At 34.0% G+C, this 14,888-nt stretch carries 13 protein-coding genes; 1 reads left to right on the forward strand and 12 read right to left on the reverse strand.

Annotated features, from left to right (window positions below):
- Positions 1–140 precede the first annotated feature (140 nt).
- From acs to ACVCZW_RS18785, 12 genes are all read right to left on the reverse strand, one after another.
- On the reverse strand, positions 141–2,048 hold the full coding sequence (acs, locus tag ACVCZW_RS18730; RefSeq protein ID WP_452233167.1) for an acetate--CoA ligase: 1,908 nt from the start codon (positions 2,046–2,048) through the stop codon (positions 141–143).
- Positions 2,049–2,252: 204 nt separating this feature from the next.
- Positions 2,253–4,148, reverse strand: coding sequence for an acetate--CoA ligase (locus ACVCZW_RS18735; RefSeq protein ID WP_452233168.1), 1,896 nt, complete (start codon positions 4,146–4,148; stop codon positions 2,253–2,255).
- Positions 4,149–4,150: 2 nt separating this feature from the next.
- Positions 4,151–4,369: a hypothetical protein gene (locus ACVCZW_RS18740; RefSeq protein ID WP_452233169.1), complete on the reverse strand. Its 219-nt coding sequence runs from the start codon at positions 4,367–4,369 to the stop codon at positions 4,151–4,153.
- Positions 4,370–4,442: 73 nt separating this feature from the next.
- Positions 4,443–4,808: a response regulator transcription factor gene (locus ACVCZW_RS18745; protein ID WP_452228274.1), complete on the reverse strand. Its 366-nt coding sequence runs from the start codon at positions 4,806–4,808 to the stop codon at positions 4,443–4,445.
- 16 nt (positions 4,809–4,824) lie between these two features.
- Positions 4,825–7,515, reverse strand: coding sequence for an ATP-binding protein (locus ACVCZW_RS18750; RefSeq protein ID WP_452233170.1), 2,691 nt, complete (start codon positions 7,513–7,515; stop codon positions 4,825–4,827).
- Positions 7,508–7,702, reverse strand: coding sequence for a hypothetical protein (locus tag ACVCZW_RS18755; RefSeq protein WP_452233171.1), 195 nt, complete (start codon positions 7,700–7,702; stop codon positions 7,508–7,510). The genes ACVCZW_RS18750 and ACVCZW_RS18755 overlap by 8 nt, the downstream gene beginning before the upstream one ends.
- Before the next feature lie 165 nt (positions 7,703–7,867).
- Positions 7,868–9,634: a sodium:solute symporter family protein gene (locus ACVCZW_RS18760; protein WP_452228271.1), complete on the reverse strand. Its 1,767-nt coding sequence runs from the start codon at positions 9,632–9,634 to the stop codon at positions 7,868–7,870.
- A 30-nt stretch (positions 9,635–9,664) separates the two neighbouring features.
- On the reverse strand, positions 9,665–9,925 hold the full coding sequence (locus ACVCZW_RS18765) for a DUF4212 domain-containing protein (RefSeq protein ID WP_158847847.1): 261 nt from the start codon (positions 9,923–9,925) through the stop codon (positions 9,665–9,667).
- A gap of 12 nt (positions 9,926–9,937) precedes the next feature.
- The gene (locus ACVCZW_RS18770) at positions 9,938–11,185 is read right to left on the reverse strand and encodes a hypothetical protein (RefSeq protein ID WP_452233172.1); all 1,248 of its coding nucleotides are present in this window, start codon (positions 11,183–11,185) and stop codon (positions 9,938–9,940) included.
- A 105-nt stretch (positions 11,186–11,290) separates the two neighbouring features.
- Entirely contained in the window at positions 11,291–11,710 is a 420-nt protein-coding gene (locus ACVCZW_RS18775; protein WP_452228268.1) for a transposase-like zinc-binding domain-containing protein, read from the reverse strand.
- Between the two features lie 159 nt (positions 11,711–11,869).
- Complete coding sequence (locus ACVCZW_RS18780) at positions 11,870–12,223, reverse strand: DUF779 domain-containing protein (RefSeq protein WP_452228267.1); 354 nt, start codon at positions 12,221–12,223, stop codon at positions 11,870–11,872.
- Positions 12,224–12,290: 67 nt separating this feature from the next.
- Positions 12,291–13,790 carry an aldehyde dehydrogenase family protein gene (locus ACVCZW_RS18785; protein WP_452233173.1) on the reverse strand — a complete coding sequence of 500 codons (1,500 nt, stop codon included), beginning with the start codon at positions 13,788–13,790 and terminating at the stop codon, positions 12,291–12,293.
- A gap of 172 nt (positions 13,791–13,962) precedes the next feature.
- Between ACVCZW_RS18785 and ACVCZW_RS18790 the strand changes: the two genes are divergently transcribed.
- On the forward strand, positions 13,963–14,883 hold the full coding sequence (locus tag ACVCZW_RS18790; protein WP_452233174.1) for an AraC family transcriptional regulator: 921 nt from the start codon (positions 13,963–13,965) through the stop codon (positions 14,881–14,883).
- The last annotated feature ends 5 nt before the right edge of the window (positions 14,884–14,888 follow it).

Genomic DNA, 14,888 nt, shown 5'->3' on the forward strand with positions numbered 1-14,888 from the left:
TTACAAATTCTATAATTTAATTCAAATACGCTTTTCATTTTAATATAAAAAAAAGTGTTCCTAATAGTAGAAACACTTTTTTAAATGGATTAGCGGTAACTAGCAATGCTATCCATATTTGTCTGAAGAAAATAAAAAAACTATAAAGAATTATCCATAATATCCTGAACACATTCTGGGTTAAGCAACGTACTAATATCTCCTAAATTGCTAGTATCTTTTTCGGCAATTTTACGTAAAATACGACGCATAATTTTTCCGCTTCGCGTTTTTGGTAAACCTTCGGTAAACTGTATTTTATTTAATTTTGCTATTGGTCCGATACGATCCGAAATTAATTGATTAATCTCCATACGAAGGTTATCATGGTTTCTACTTTCTCCAACATCTTTTAAAGTAATATAACCATATAATGCGCTTCCTTTTACGTCATGCGGAAAACCTACAATAGCACTTTCAGAAACTGCAGGATGCTCATTAATAGCATCTTCAATTGGTGCGGTACCTAAATTATGTCCGGAAACAATAATTACGTCATCTACACGACCTGTTATTCTATAGTAGCCAACCTCATCTCTTAACGCACCATCTCCGGTAAAATATTTATTTTCATAGGTGGAGAAATAGGTTTCCTTGTACCGTTGGTGATTTCCCCAAATGGTACGTGCAATACTTGGCCATGGGAATTTTATACATAAACGTCCTTCGACTTGATTCCCTTTTAATTCTTCGCCATTCTCATCCATTAAACAAGGTTGCACTCCTATAAAAGGTAAAGTTGCATACGTTGGTTTTGTTGGTGTTACATATGGAATTGGCGTTATCATAATTCCGCCAGTTTCCGTCTGCCACCACGAATCTATAATCGGGCTTTTCCCTTTTCCTATATTATCATTGTACCAATGCCAAGCTTCTTCATTAATTGGTTCTCCTACACTTCCCAGAACTTTAAGTGAAGACAAATCGTATTTTTCTACTAACTCTAAGCCTTGTTTGGCTAAGGCACGAATGGCTGTTGGTGCGGTATAAAACTGACTCACTTTATGTTTTTCTACAATATCCCAAAAACGTCCAAAATCTGGATAGCTTGGTACACCTTCAAATAATACGGTTGTTGCTCCATTTGCTAACGGACCGTAAACAATATAACTATGACCTGTAATCCAACCAATATCTGCAGTACACCAATACACATCATTTTCTCGATATTGAAATGCATTTTTAAAGGTATACGCTGTGTACACCATATATCCGGCTGTGGTATGTACCATTCCTTTTGGTTTTCCTGTAGAACCTGAAGTATATAAGATGAATAAAGGATCTTCAGCTTGCATTACCTCTGCATTACATTGGTCTGAAGCTGCATCTAATAAAGGCTGTAACCATTTATCACGACCTTCTTTCATGTTGATTTCTGAATTTATTCGTTTTGCGACTAAAACCGTTTCTACGCCATCACAGCTTTCTAAAGCTTCGTCTACAATACCCTTTAAATCGATAGTTTTTGCACCGCGATACGAGCCGTCACTAGTAATTACCATTTTACAATCGCTATCCTTAATTCTGGTTGACAATGCATTTGCTGAAAAACCTGCAAATACCACATTATGAATTGCTCCTATTCTAGCACATGCTAGTAGCGAAATTGCTAATTCGGGAATCATTGGTACGTAAATACATACACGATCTCCTTTTTTTACACCATTTTCTTTTAGCACATTTGCAAACTGGTTTACACGTTTATGTAGCTGATTATATGTAATATGTTCTGCTCCTTCGCTTGGATCATTAGGCTCAAAAAGAATTGCAGTTTTGTCTCCTCGCGTTGCTAAATGCCTATCGATACAGTTTTCGGTAATGTTTAGTTGCGCTCCTTCAAACCATTTTACTTCTGGTTTTTTGAAATCCCAACTTAAAACATTATCCCATTTTTTTCGCCATAGAAAATGCTCTTCCGCAATCTCTTCCCAAAAACCTTCTGGATTTCTAACGGATTTTCTATAGACTTGGTAATATTCTTCTAAGTGTTTAATGTGGTAATTACTCATAATGTATTGGTTTATATATTATTTGGTCTCGACGCTGCTCGACCTGACAAATAGTTTATATTTTAGTACATCTCGATACCATTTTTTCATGCTTCAAAAATCACTCGATATGACGTTAGTTATTAAGTGACGTTATCTATGGATATGACGTTATCCACTTCGTCAGTTCGAGTGATACGATTTTAAGAGCATGGTATCGAGAACTTATTTATGAATCCCAATATAATGGGTTTGATATACTATTTTAATTTCGTTTATAATAGCGATATCATCTATGGTTGATGGTATGTTATATTGCTGTTCATCTGCGATATTTCGCAACAATTTACGAAGAATTTTCCCACTTCGTGTTTTTGGTAATCGGTTAACAACTAATACATCTCTAAAGGAAGCTACTGCTCCAATTTCTTTACGAACCTCTTGTATAATTTCTTTTTGAATTTGGTTTTCTGTGGAAGATTCGCCAGATTTTAAAACGATTAAACCTAATGGCTTTTGTCCTTTTAAGTCACAATGCACACCAAAAACAGCACATTCTGCAACTGCTTTATGGGATGATACAATTTCTTCCATTTCTGCAGTAGATAATCGGTGACCAGCAACGTTAATTACATCATCTACGCGACCTGTTATAAAAATATAACCATCTTCGTCTTTATAACCGCCATCTCCGGAAAAATAATATCCTGGAAAACGGTCTAAATACCCTGCTTTAAAACGCTCTGGATTCCCCCAAAGGTTACTTAAAGTTCCTGGTGGTAATGGCAATTTTACAGCGACATAACCTTCTACGCTAGCGTCGACCTTTTCTCCTTCTTCATTCAAAATTTGAATATCATAACCACAAACAGGTAAGCTGGCAGATCCTGGTTTTACTTCTTGTAAAGCTACACCAACCATATTTGCTATCATTGGCCAACCACTTTCCGTTTGCCACCAATGGTCTATTACAGGAACTTTTAAATGCTCTTCGGTCCAAGTTAAAGTGGCAACATCACAACGTTCACCTGCTAAAAACTGATATTTTAAACAAGACAAGTCGAATGCTTTTAATAATTCGCCATTTGGATCTTCTTTTTTTATAGCTCTAATTGCTGTTGGTGCTGTAAACATCACTTTTACTTGATGCTCACTAATTACTCTCCAAAATGTAGATGCATCTGGAGTTCGTATTGGTTTACCTTCAAATAAAATCGTTGTATTTCTGTTTAATAAAGGTCCGTAAACAATGTAACTGTGCCCTACAACCCAACCCACATCGCTTGCCGCCCAAAAAGTATCGCCTTCGTCTACACCATAAATATATTTCATAGAGAATTTTAAAGCAGTTGCATAACCACCAGTATCTCGAATAATTCCTTTTGGTGTTCCTGTAGTTCCTGAAGTATATAATATATAGGAAGGATGCGTGGATGGTACGGAAACAGCTTCGATGGAAGGAGATTCTTCTACTAAAGTAGTATAATCTATATCGTAGTTTTTCTTCGGAATTTCCACACCCAATTGTCTATCAAAAACAACAACATGTTCCGGCTTGTTTTTCGCTTTCGCAATTGCTTCATCTACAAAAGGTTTATACGGAATAATACGATCTATTTCTATACCGTTAGACGCCGTAATAATTGCTTTTGGTTTACAATCATCTATACGAATTGCCAACTCATGCGGTGCAAATCCACCAAATACCACCGAATGAATAACGCCTATTCTTGCGCATGCCAACATAGCGAATGCAGCTTGCGGAATCATTGGCATATAAATGATACAAGTATCGCCTTTTTGCAAGCCTAAATTCTGTAAGCCACCAGCGAGTTTAGAAACTTCATGGTGTAATTGATGGAAGGTAATATGCTGTTTTGTGTTGGTAACTGGTGAGTCAAAAATTATAGCATTTTGTTCTCCAAAACCATCTTTTATATGCTTGTCTATACACAAATAGCTTAGGTTTAATTCGCCATCTTCAAACCATTGGCTATAGTTATATTTATCTTTAGACAAAATGGTTTTTGGCGACGTAAACCAATCGAGTTGATTTGCTTGTTCTTTCCAAAATCGTTCTGGATATTGTATACTTTCTTGGTAAAATTCTTGATATTTCATGGCTATGCTTTTTTAGAATTAAACAAGCCAAACCAATTAGGATTAAGTATTTTTAACTTGACAAGTGCCCAAATAATGACCACAAAACAAACTCCCATAACTATAGAAAGCATAGGACTTACATTGGTTTTGTTTTCGAATTTAAACCTTAAAAAAAGCGTAACTAAAATGTAGATACTAATTATAATATCTGACGCTAGCGGGTTGATGTGAAATTTCATGTCTTTAAACTTTAATTAAACTTAGTTTGTTTGCACACAAAACCAATATTTAAAAAAGACTTACAAAGACTTTTTAGGTTAATAATTCCAGTATTTCTGAAACTATCTTTTTCACTGAAAAAGGTTTGGTTAAATACTTATCTGCTCCAAGTTTTAAACCTTTCTCTATATCTGAAGCTTTATTTTTCGCGGTTAAAAACACCACTTTGGTATCTTTTAAACCGACTGTATTTTTGATGTGTGTCAAGGTTTGATAACCATCTACATTTGGCATCATAATATCTAACAAAACCACGCTAGGAATATGATGTTTTAATATCTCTAAAGCTTCACTTCCATCTCTTGCAATAAACACTTCAAAATCTTGTTTTTTGAAGGTATATTCTAACGACATCACAATATTTGGCTCGTCGTCCACAATTAAAATTTTCTTCTTCATACTTTACGACAACAATTTACTTAAAAGGTATGGTAAAAACAAGTGTTGCGCCATTTTTTATGCCTTTTTTTGCCCAAATTTTTCCACTATGTTTTTCCACAATTTGCTTACTAATTGCTAAACCCAATCCGCTACCTTGTGGTTTTCTTGTATTTTGATCTTGCGATTGGTAAAATTTATCAAAAATAAAATCGTAATCCTCCACTGGAATCCCTTTACCATTGTCGGTTACCGAGATTTCCAAAAAGGCATTTCCCAATTTATAATCTACTATAATCTCCCCTGTTTTGACTGTACAAAATTTGATTGCATTAGACAGTAAATTGGTTAACACTTGAAGAATACGATCTTCATCATAGCTCGTTTTAAAACTATGTGTATTCTTATTTATAATTTGCACTTCTTTTTTTGCTGCAATTTGAGAGATGCTACTGATTGCTTTTGTAATTGTTTTTTGAATGTCTTGGTATTGCATATCTAAATGTAAACGCCCAGTTTCTAACTTTTCAAAATCTAAAATATTATGAATTAATCGTCCTAAACGATCCGAATCTTGAAGTATATTTTTTAAGAATTGTGCTTTAATTTCTTTTGGCATATCATCCTCTTCGTCCATCAATAATTCAGTAGCAGCACGAATACCAGTAATTGGCGTTTTAAGTTCATGCGCAACCGTGTCTAAAAATTCGTCTTTTTGCTTGTCTTTAGAAAGTAATTCTTCATTTGCATCTTTAAGTTTTGAAGATAGCTGTGTTAACTCATTCGATTTTTCTAGAAGCACTTTATTACTGACAATATTTTCTTTAGATTCTTCTAAAATTTTCAATACTTCTACCAAACTAATCTGCTCTTCTTTTACCACACTTGCAATTAATATTTTTGCGGATGCAGAACCAATACTTCCGGTTAAGAGCTTTTCAGAAAAATTAATTAATCGTGCATCTGCCAATTGCGTGTCTTGTGGTAATTTATATTTAGTGAAGAAGATCGTTAACGCACGAGTGGCTCTTTTTTCGCCTAAAAAACGGACTAATACATTTTTAATATCTGCAACATATGCTTCTCCTTTCCAAACTAATGCACTGTCTTGAAGTGTAGTAAAATTGTTACTATCGACAAACATTTCGGCATAATTACGCTCTCTATAATTCCCTTTTGCCATTAATGAAAACACTAAATAACTCATACCATTAAAGGTCATACTCCAAAAGAAAGCATGTGCTGGCGGACTTAAAAAATCAATACCAAATAATGCGTACGGTTTTAGCGCTGCAATACCAAATAAACCAAGTTGCGTAAAATCGTCTGTTCCTGTCAACTCACGCAATGTAAATGGTAAAACTAAAGTATACACCGCAATGGCAAAACCGATAAGAATACCAATAATTGCTGCTTTTGACGAACCACGATTCCAATATAACCCTATAAAAAAAGAAGGTGCTAATTGTGAAATAATAACAAAAGAAATTAAACCAATAGAATACAACGATAACTCTTTTGAAAACGATACATAAAAGAAATATGCCGCAATAATGATGGTGAAAATGGAAATACGCCTAATGTTTTTAATGTATTTTAAATTTCTATCTGGCTGATTTTTAATAAACTTATCTAAAAAACCATACGGAATAATTAAGTTGTTACTCACCATCGTGGACAAGGCTAATGTAGATACAATCACCATAGAAATGACTGCAGAAAAACCACCTAAAAATACTAGTGTAGCAAAAAATGAATTTCCATTTTCTAAGGGTAATAATAAAGAGTAATACTCGGCATTTTGAGTACTACCAAAAGTAAGTTTCCCTGCCCAAGCAATAAATATAACAAAGAGATTAAATAGCAATAAATACAATGGAAACAGCCAAATGGCTTTTTTTAAATGTTTTTCTCTATTGTTTTCTAAAACCGAAACCTGAAACTGTCTCGGTAATAAAAATATAGCCATAAAAGATAATCCTATCAGGAACAACCAATTAAACCCATCTTCTATTCCGCTAAGCGTGGTGAGTTCTTTAAAATTTTCGGTAACAGAAATTTTCTCATAAATATCTGTGGTACCATCAAACAGATAAAAAGTAACATAAACTCCAATTGCTAAAAAGAATACTAATTTTAAAACGGATTCAAATGCCACAGTGGCTATGATTCCTTTATGTTTCTCGGAAGCATCCGCATTTTGTGTTCCAAAAAAAGTAGCAAATATGGCTAATAATAATGCGACATAAAAAGTAGAATCATCTATAACTGTTGTGGAGATATAACTGGTATCATCCGACATAATTTCAAAGGTTTCGGAAACCGCTTTTAGCTGTAAAGAAATATATGGCAAGGTTCCGAAGAGACAAACAATAGTAACTAATGCACCAAGAAACCTATTGTTTCCGTAACGTAAAGAAATAAAATCTGCTATGGATGAAATTTTGTGTTGCTTAGAAATTCGTATAACTTTTCGGAGTACAACAATCCACAAAGGTGCTGCTATAACGGGACCTAAATAAATGGGTAAAAAATTAATACCAGAATTTGCGGCAATTCCTACGCTTCCGTAGTACGTCCAAGCAGAACAATAGACCGCTAAAGATAAAGTATACACGTATGGATTATTCACCCATTTACTTTGGCGCTTTTTTTCCGCTAGAAAAGCAATGTAAAATAACACTGCTAAATAGATGATAATAATAGTTATTAAAGCGTAATTATTCATAATGACGTTTTAATACGATATATGAAATTACGATGGACAATAACCAAATAGAAAATATAGAAAAGTATAAGCTTGGAATACCAAAAACAGCACCTTCAAAATTAAAAACAAGAATGAATGGTATATTAAAAAATAAAAACAATGCTATCGATAATACGACTAGCTTTTGTTCGTGACGTTTTTTCATTGGTTGGTTGGTTTCATATCCGCGAAAGCGAAAAAATAGTAATGCTACTAATATAAGAAATCAGCACTACATAAATGTAATGCTGATTTACAAACTAACTAAATTAAATTAAGTTCTATATTTTTTTAGCTAAAGCCAAAAGAATACAAGACAGAACTCAATACTTTAATGATCGGAAGCTTCACCTGCTCCTGAAGGTATTCTTATACTCTCCACCATGTCTTGAACATCTTGCGGTGGCGCTGGAGTCATACGTGATACGACTAATGATATTACAACATTTACGAACATTGCAATAGTACCAAATCCTTCTGGAGATGTACCAAACCACCAATCTTCACTCGTACCACCACCAAACATATCTAGTTTAAATTTCATCATGTAGAATAACATTAATACGATACCTACAACCATTCCTGAAATAGCACCTTGACTATTCATTCGCTTATCGAAAATCCCAAGAATAATAGCTGGGAAAAAGGAGGCTGCGGCGAGACCAAAGGCGAGAGCGACGACTGCTGCTACAAATCCTGGAGGATTAATACCAAAGTAACCCGCAATTAAAATGGCTACAAAAATCGAAATTCTTGCTGCTTTTAACTCGTTTTTATCTGAAATATCTGGTTTTAATTGTTTTTTAATTAAATCATGAGAAATAGAAGTAGAGATTACCAATAGTAATCCTGCTGCCGTAGATAATGCTGCTGCAAGTCCACCAGCTGCTACTAAAGCAATCACCCAATTTGGAAGATTTGCTATTTCAGGATTTGCTAATACCATGATATCTCTATCTACGTAAAGCTCGTTTTCTGCATCACTTGCATTAGAAACCATACGTTCTCCATGTGCTCCTCTTGCATCTGTATACATTGGTTTTTTGCTAGATAAAGCACTACCTGCTACATATTGAATCTTTCCATCTCCATTTTTATCTGCCCAAGCAATTAATCCAGTGTCTTCCCAGTTTTTAAACCATACTGGAATTTCAGAATATTCTTTATTACTTACTGTTTCAATCAAGTTTGTTCTAGAAAACACTGCAATTGCAGGTGCTGTAGTATATAAAATAGCAATTAAGAATAATGCATATCCAGCAGATTTACGTGCATCTTTTACTTTAGGCACTGTAAAGAAACGAACAATTACGTGTGGTAAACCAGCGGTTCCTGTCATTAAAGCTAAAGTAATTGCAAAGACATCCCAAGTACTTTTGGTACCGCTTGTATATTCGTGAAAACCTAGTTCTGTATGTAATAAATCTAACTTGTCGAGTAGAAAGGCACCACCTTCTACTTTCCCTCCCATTCCTATTTGTGGAATGATATTTCCTGTCATTTGCATCGAGATGAAAAAAGCAGGAACCATAAAAGCAAAGATTAATACACAATATTGCGCTACTTGTGTGTATGTGATTCCTTTCATTCCTCCCAATAATGCAAAGGTTAAAACGACGGTCATACCAATGATTACACCTAAATTAATATCTACTTGTAAGAATTGCGAAAACACAATACCTACACCACGCATTTGTCCAGCAACATATGTAAACGATACTATTAGTGCGCAAATTACTGCTACCGTTCTTGCTGTGTTGGAGTAATATCTATCTCCAATAAAATCTGGGACCGTAAACTTACCAAACTTACGTAAGTATGGCGCTAAAAGTAATGCTAAAAGCACGTATCCACCAGTCCACCCCATTAAGTAAACAGAGCCATCATAACCTGAAAAGGAAATAATTCCTGCCATACTAATAAAGGAGGCTGCACTCATCCAATCGGCTGCAGTTGCCATACCATTTGCTAAAGGAGAAACACCTCCACCAGCAACATAAAATTCTTTTGTTGAGCCTGCTCGTGCCCAAATTGCTATTCCAAAATATAAGGCGAAAGTAATCCCTACTAATAACCATGTCCAAAATTGTACACTCATAATTTTTATTGTTTTAAGTTGAGTTAAGGATTACTCGTCGTAACCGTATTTTTTATCTAATTTGTTCATTAATCTTACGTATACGAATATTAAAATTACGAATACATATATGGATCCTTGTTGGGCAAACCAGAAGCCTAACTTAAAACCACCAAGTCTAATTTGGTTTAATTCTTCTCTAAATAGAATTCCACATCCAAAGGATACGACAAACCATATCACAAGTAATATTGCTAAATACTTGATATTTTCTTTCCAGTACGCGGATGCGTTGTCTTGTTTTTCACTCATAGTTGTTCGTTTTTATAGATATATCATTGCTTGAAGAGAAATAGTATTTGCATCTAAAGCTCCAAATTCTTGATTTTTATATTCTAAGGTTAGTTTTGAATTGTGACCACTCATAAAAGCATTAATTCCGATACCAAGTGTATTTCTATTATCGCTTACCGCATCATAACTATGCGTACCATAACTTACATAAGGTTGGAATCTCGTTTTTGTTTTTTCGCCATTAAAGACATAACCTACATGTGCATACAACATACTTCCTGTTCCATAAGCGCTATACAGATAATCTTTTCCGTAGTCACTATTTTGATATACCGCATATGCAGTAATAGCACTTCCTTTTTCTCCAATTGGAGCATCGTAGAATGCATCAAAAGCAAAAATAGAAACATCTTCACCTTCTAGGTTTGGAGTTAAAGCCGTTCCTGTATCTATAACAGATCCTTTTGGATGTAAAAAGAAACCAGCCCCTACATTAAATACTTTTTTAGTACCTAAGTAGGTTCCTACTTTATAAGGTAAAAAATTTGATTCTTGATCGAAGAAGTTATAATCAAAATAACCAGCATACGTTTTCCCTGCATCTTTAGAACCCAAAGAAGAACGACCGTTATATACAGCATCTCCTCCAGCAACAGCCGTACGAGCATCTAAAGTAGCATTAGCAGCATCATTAACAGCAACACGATATTGCAGTTTGTTAAATTTTCCTTTTGCAAAGATTCCTAAATGACGTGCAAACTGATCGGATAAACCTATAGTTGCCCAGGATTGACGATTATTATCTAGGGTCATCATGTTTAAAGTACTTTGATTATTTAATCTAGAAATACCATTAAAATAGTGTAGACCACCACCAACGGTATGATTTGCACCTACATTATATTGTGCCCAAACATCATGAAAAAAGAGTTGTGAACCATCTCCTTTACCTGTCGGACTTAAAGTAGTGCTTGTTAAACTGTTTAATCCGAAATGGGTTACGATTAAAAAGTCTTTGTTAATTTGTGCAAACATCAATATACGAGCACGACGTAAGTTAAAATTTAATTTACTGTTTTCGTTTCCGTTTGCATCAAAGGTGTCATCGGTATTATAATTCGCTTGAACTTGCGCCCAAGAAATTAGTCGAAGATATTTAGAACCATCTTCGTTAAATTTAAACTTAAGTCCGCCATCATAATCTGGAGAGCCTTGAGCAGTCATAAATTGAAAGGACATTAAAAAGAGTCCGATCAATAAAAGGGTTTGTTTTCTCATTGTTTAAAGGATTAGTTAGTAATAATTGGTTTTGTGTGCACCACTAATCTCTTAAAAACAATGTGTTAACAAAAAACTAATATATCTTTCTGTTAATTTACTATACTAATCCTTAAAACGCTCCCACTTAATCAGCATGAATTTATCGCCTAACTCGGTAACGACCACACCTGCTCCTTTAATATTTTCTGCATTGCTAAAGTACTTCCCTAATTCTAAAGCATTTAAAATCTTATAAGTCGGATGATAATTAGAATTATAAGGGCGCTTAATATTATATTTTTTCACCCAATTCATGATACTAACGTGAGAGATCCCTAGAATACGTTCAATTTCTCGATACGTTAACCCTTCTAGATATAATTGTAATGATTTATTAACGTAGTAGTCATCTATCTTCTTTCCTATCTTATTCACAGAGAAAAAATAGTTACATTTTTTACATTTATAACGCTGTCTGTTGTTAACAATTCCGCTTTTAATGTAATGGTCTGATCCACAATTAGGACATAAATCTACGGTCATATATATTAATTTAGCATAAATATATCAATTTAGCAATAAAAATAAAAGCATACTGTTAAAAATTTAAAGCTTTAGTATAAAAAAAGCTCTAAAACCAAGAATAAACCTGAATTTTAGAGCTAAAATTAATAAAATCTAATTTACTATGCTTCCGTTGAACTATGCATTGAAAAAAGTTTCTTCCTCTTTTGTTAATAAACGGGAATGGATTAAAAAGCGAAGTCCTAACGGTATTTCTAAAGAAAAACTAGCACCGCGACCTTCGGTTACATCTACGGTTAAATGGGTATGTTTCCAATATTCGAATTGATCTTGATTCATATAAAAGCTAACACCATTTAAGACTCCTAAAAGGATATCACTTTCATCCAGATACATATCTCCTTTTTCAAAAACCATAGGTGCAGAGCCATCACAACAGCCTCCACTTTGATGAAAAATTAATTCGCCATGTTTTGCTTTTAGTTGTTCTAAAACCTTTGATGCTTTTTCTGTAATTGCTATTCTTTCCATATGTATAAAATATTAAAAAGGCCGAATTTTAAGATAATTCAGCCTTTAGTGCTATTAATCAAAACTACTAAAAGAAACCTAATTTGTTTTTATCATAAGAAATTAGCATGTTTTTGGTTTGACGATAATAATTAAGCATCATCACATGATTTTCTCTTCCAAAACCTGATTTTTTATACCCTCCAAAAGGTGCATGTGCTGGATATGCATGGTAGCAATTTACCCAAACACGACCAGCTTTAATGGCTCTTGGAATTTGGTATAATTGGTGCGCATCTCGTGTCCAAACTCCTGCTCCTAGTCCGTAAAGTGTATCATTGGCAATTTCGATAGCTTCCGCTTCATCTTTAAATTTAGTCACACAAACTACTGGTCCGAAAATCTCTTCTTGAAAAACTCTCATTTTATTATGCCCTTCTAATATAGTCGGTTTAATATAGAATCCGTTTGCTAAATTTCCAGATAATTTATTAGCAGATCCACCCGCTAATACTTTTGCTCCTTCGTCTTTACCAATTTTAAAATACGATTGAATTTTTTCATACTGATCGTTAGATGCTTGTGCACCAACCATAGTATTTATATCATACGGATTATCTTGAATAATTGCATTTGTTCTTTCCACAACGCGTTTCATAAAAGCATCATAAATATCTTCTTGCACTAAAATTCTGGAAGGCGCTGTACAAACCTCACCTTGATTAAAAGCGAATAGAACGGCGCCCTCAATAGCTTTATCTAAAAAGGCATCGTCATAATCCATCACCGAATTAAAGAACACGTTAGGAGACTTCCCTCCTAATTCCATAGTTACAGGATTTAAGTTTTTAGACGCATATTGCATGATTAATTGTCCTGTTGTAGTTTCACCAGTAAAAGCGACTTTATCTACTTTTGAGCTGGACGCTAACGGTTTTCCTGCTTCCGGACCAAAACCATGAACAATATTTACAACACCTGGAGGAAATACCGCTGCAATTTTTTCCATTAAAAAAGTAGCAGAAGAAGGCGTTTGTTCCGCAGGTTTTAAAACCACACAGTTTCCGGTAACTAAAGCTGGAGGTAATTTCCAGGATAGCATTAATAGAGGAAAATTCCATGGAATAATTTGTCCGATAACACCTAGCGGCTCTTTAATGGTTAATGACAATGTATTTTGATCTAACTCGGATGCACCACCTTCTTCCGAACGGATACAAGCTGCAAAATAACGCCAGTGATCTACCGCTAAAGGAACATCTGCATTTAGCGTTTCACGAATTGGTTTTCCGTTATCACAAGTTTCAATAAGTGCAAACTCTTCTAAATTTGCTTCAATAATATCTGCTACTTTATTTAATAAGTTAGATCTTTCTGTTGCTGAGGTATTTCCCCAAGCTTCCTTAGCTGCATTTGCTGCATCTAAAGCCATTTCTACATCTTCTTTTTGAGAGCGTGGATATTTTGCAATAAAACTATTATCTATTGGTGATGTATTATCAAAATATTGTCCGCCTAATGGTTCGACAAATTTTCCATTAATAAAATTGCCATATTTCTCTTTAAACTTCGGTTTAGAATAACTCATATAATTTCTTGTTAAATTAATAATTAGATAATTTTTTAATCTAAAAAATATATTATCTTTATTTTTGATAAAGTTATTTTATCATATCCTAATTACCTTGCACGTATTTATCATAGTTTTGAACATATCTATTATTAACAGATTTCTTAACTAAAATTTTGTAACATTGAGTATGAATTCGGTATTAAATCAACATAGAAACCACAGAAAACTGACCACATTAGTGGAGAACAGAACGACGTATAGTGCCGATTATGCAGAGCTTAATATTTTTGAAACCCACGCTTTCGCGGAAAAAATATCGCTAACGTTTAACTTTCCCATTATAGCAAGTATGCTTACGGGAAAGAAGATTATGCACTTAGACGGTTTTGAAGCTTTTGATTTTTTTCCTGGCGAATCTGTAGTGATGCCAACCAATAAAGAAATGGTTATTGATTTTCCGGTGGCAACAAAAGAGAATCCGACGCAATGCCTAGCTTTAGGAATTGATGCTTTTAAAATTGATGAGGTTGTGGAAAAGTTTAATCAGCATGTAGCGATTGAAAATGAAAATAACACTTGGGATTTAGACGAAACCACTTCACATCTAATAAACAACACAGATGTCAACCATCTAATAGAACGATTAACATATACGTTTACCAACAATAATAAATCGAAGGATGTATTATTAGATTTAATGATTCAGGAGTTAATTGTTAGGCTATTACAAACCAAAGCCAAAGCATTAATAATAAATGATCCGCATCAAGTTTTTAATGATACTAGAATAGGAACGGTTATTAAGTTTATTAAAGAAAATTTAACCAATAAAGACATGTCTGTAGATGTATTGGCAAAGAAAGCATATATGAGTGCTTCTCACTTTCATAAGCAGTTTAAAAACACATTAGGAATCTCTCCTATTGATTATATAAACTCGGAAAAGATTAAATTTTCAAAAAAACTAATGAAAGAATCTTCCGATTTTAGAATGTCTGAGATTGCTTTTAAATCCGGATTTAATAACACGAGTTATTTTAATAGACAGTTTAAGAAAATGGAATTGATGACGCCGCAGCAGTTTAAGGCTTCTATTAATAAGGCTTAAATCGC

Source organism: Lacinutrix sp. MEBiC02595, assembly GCF_053601555.1.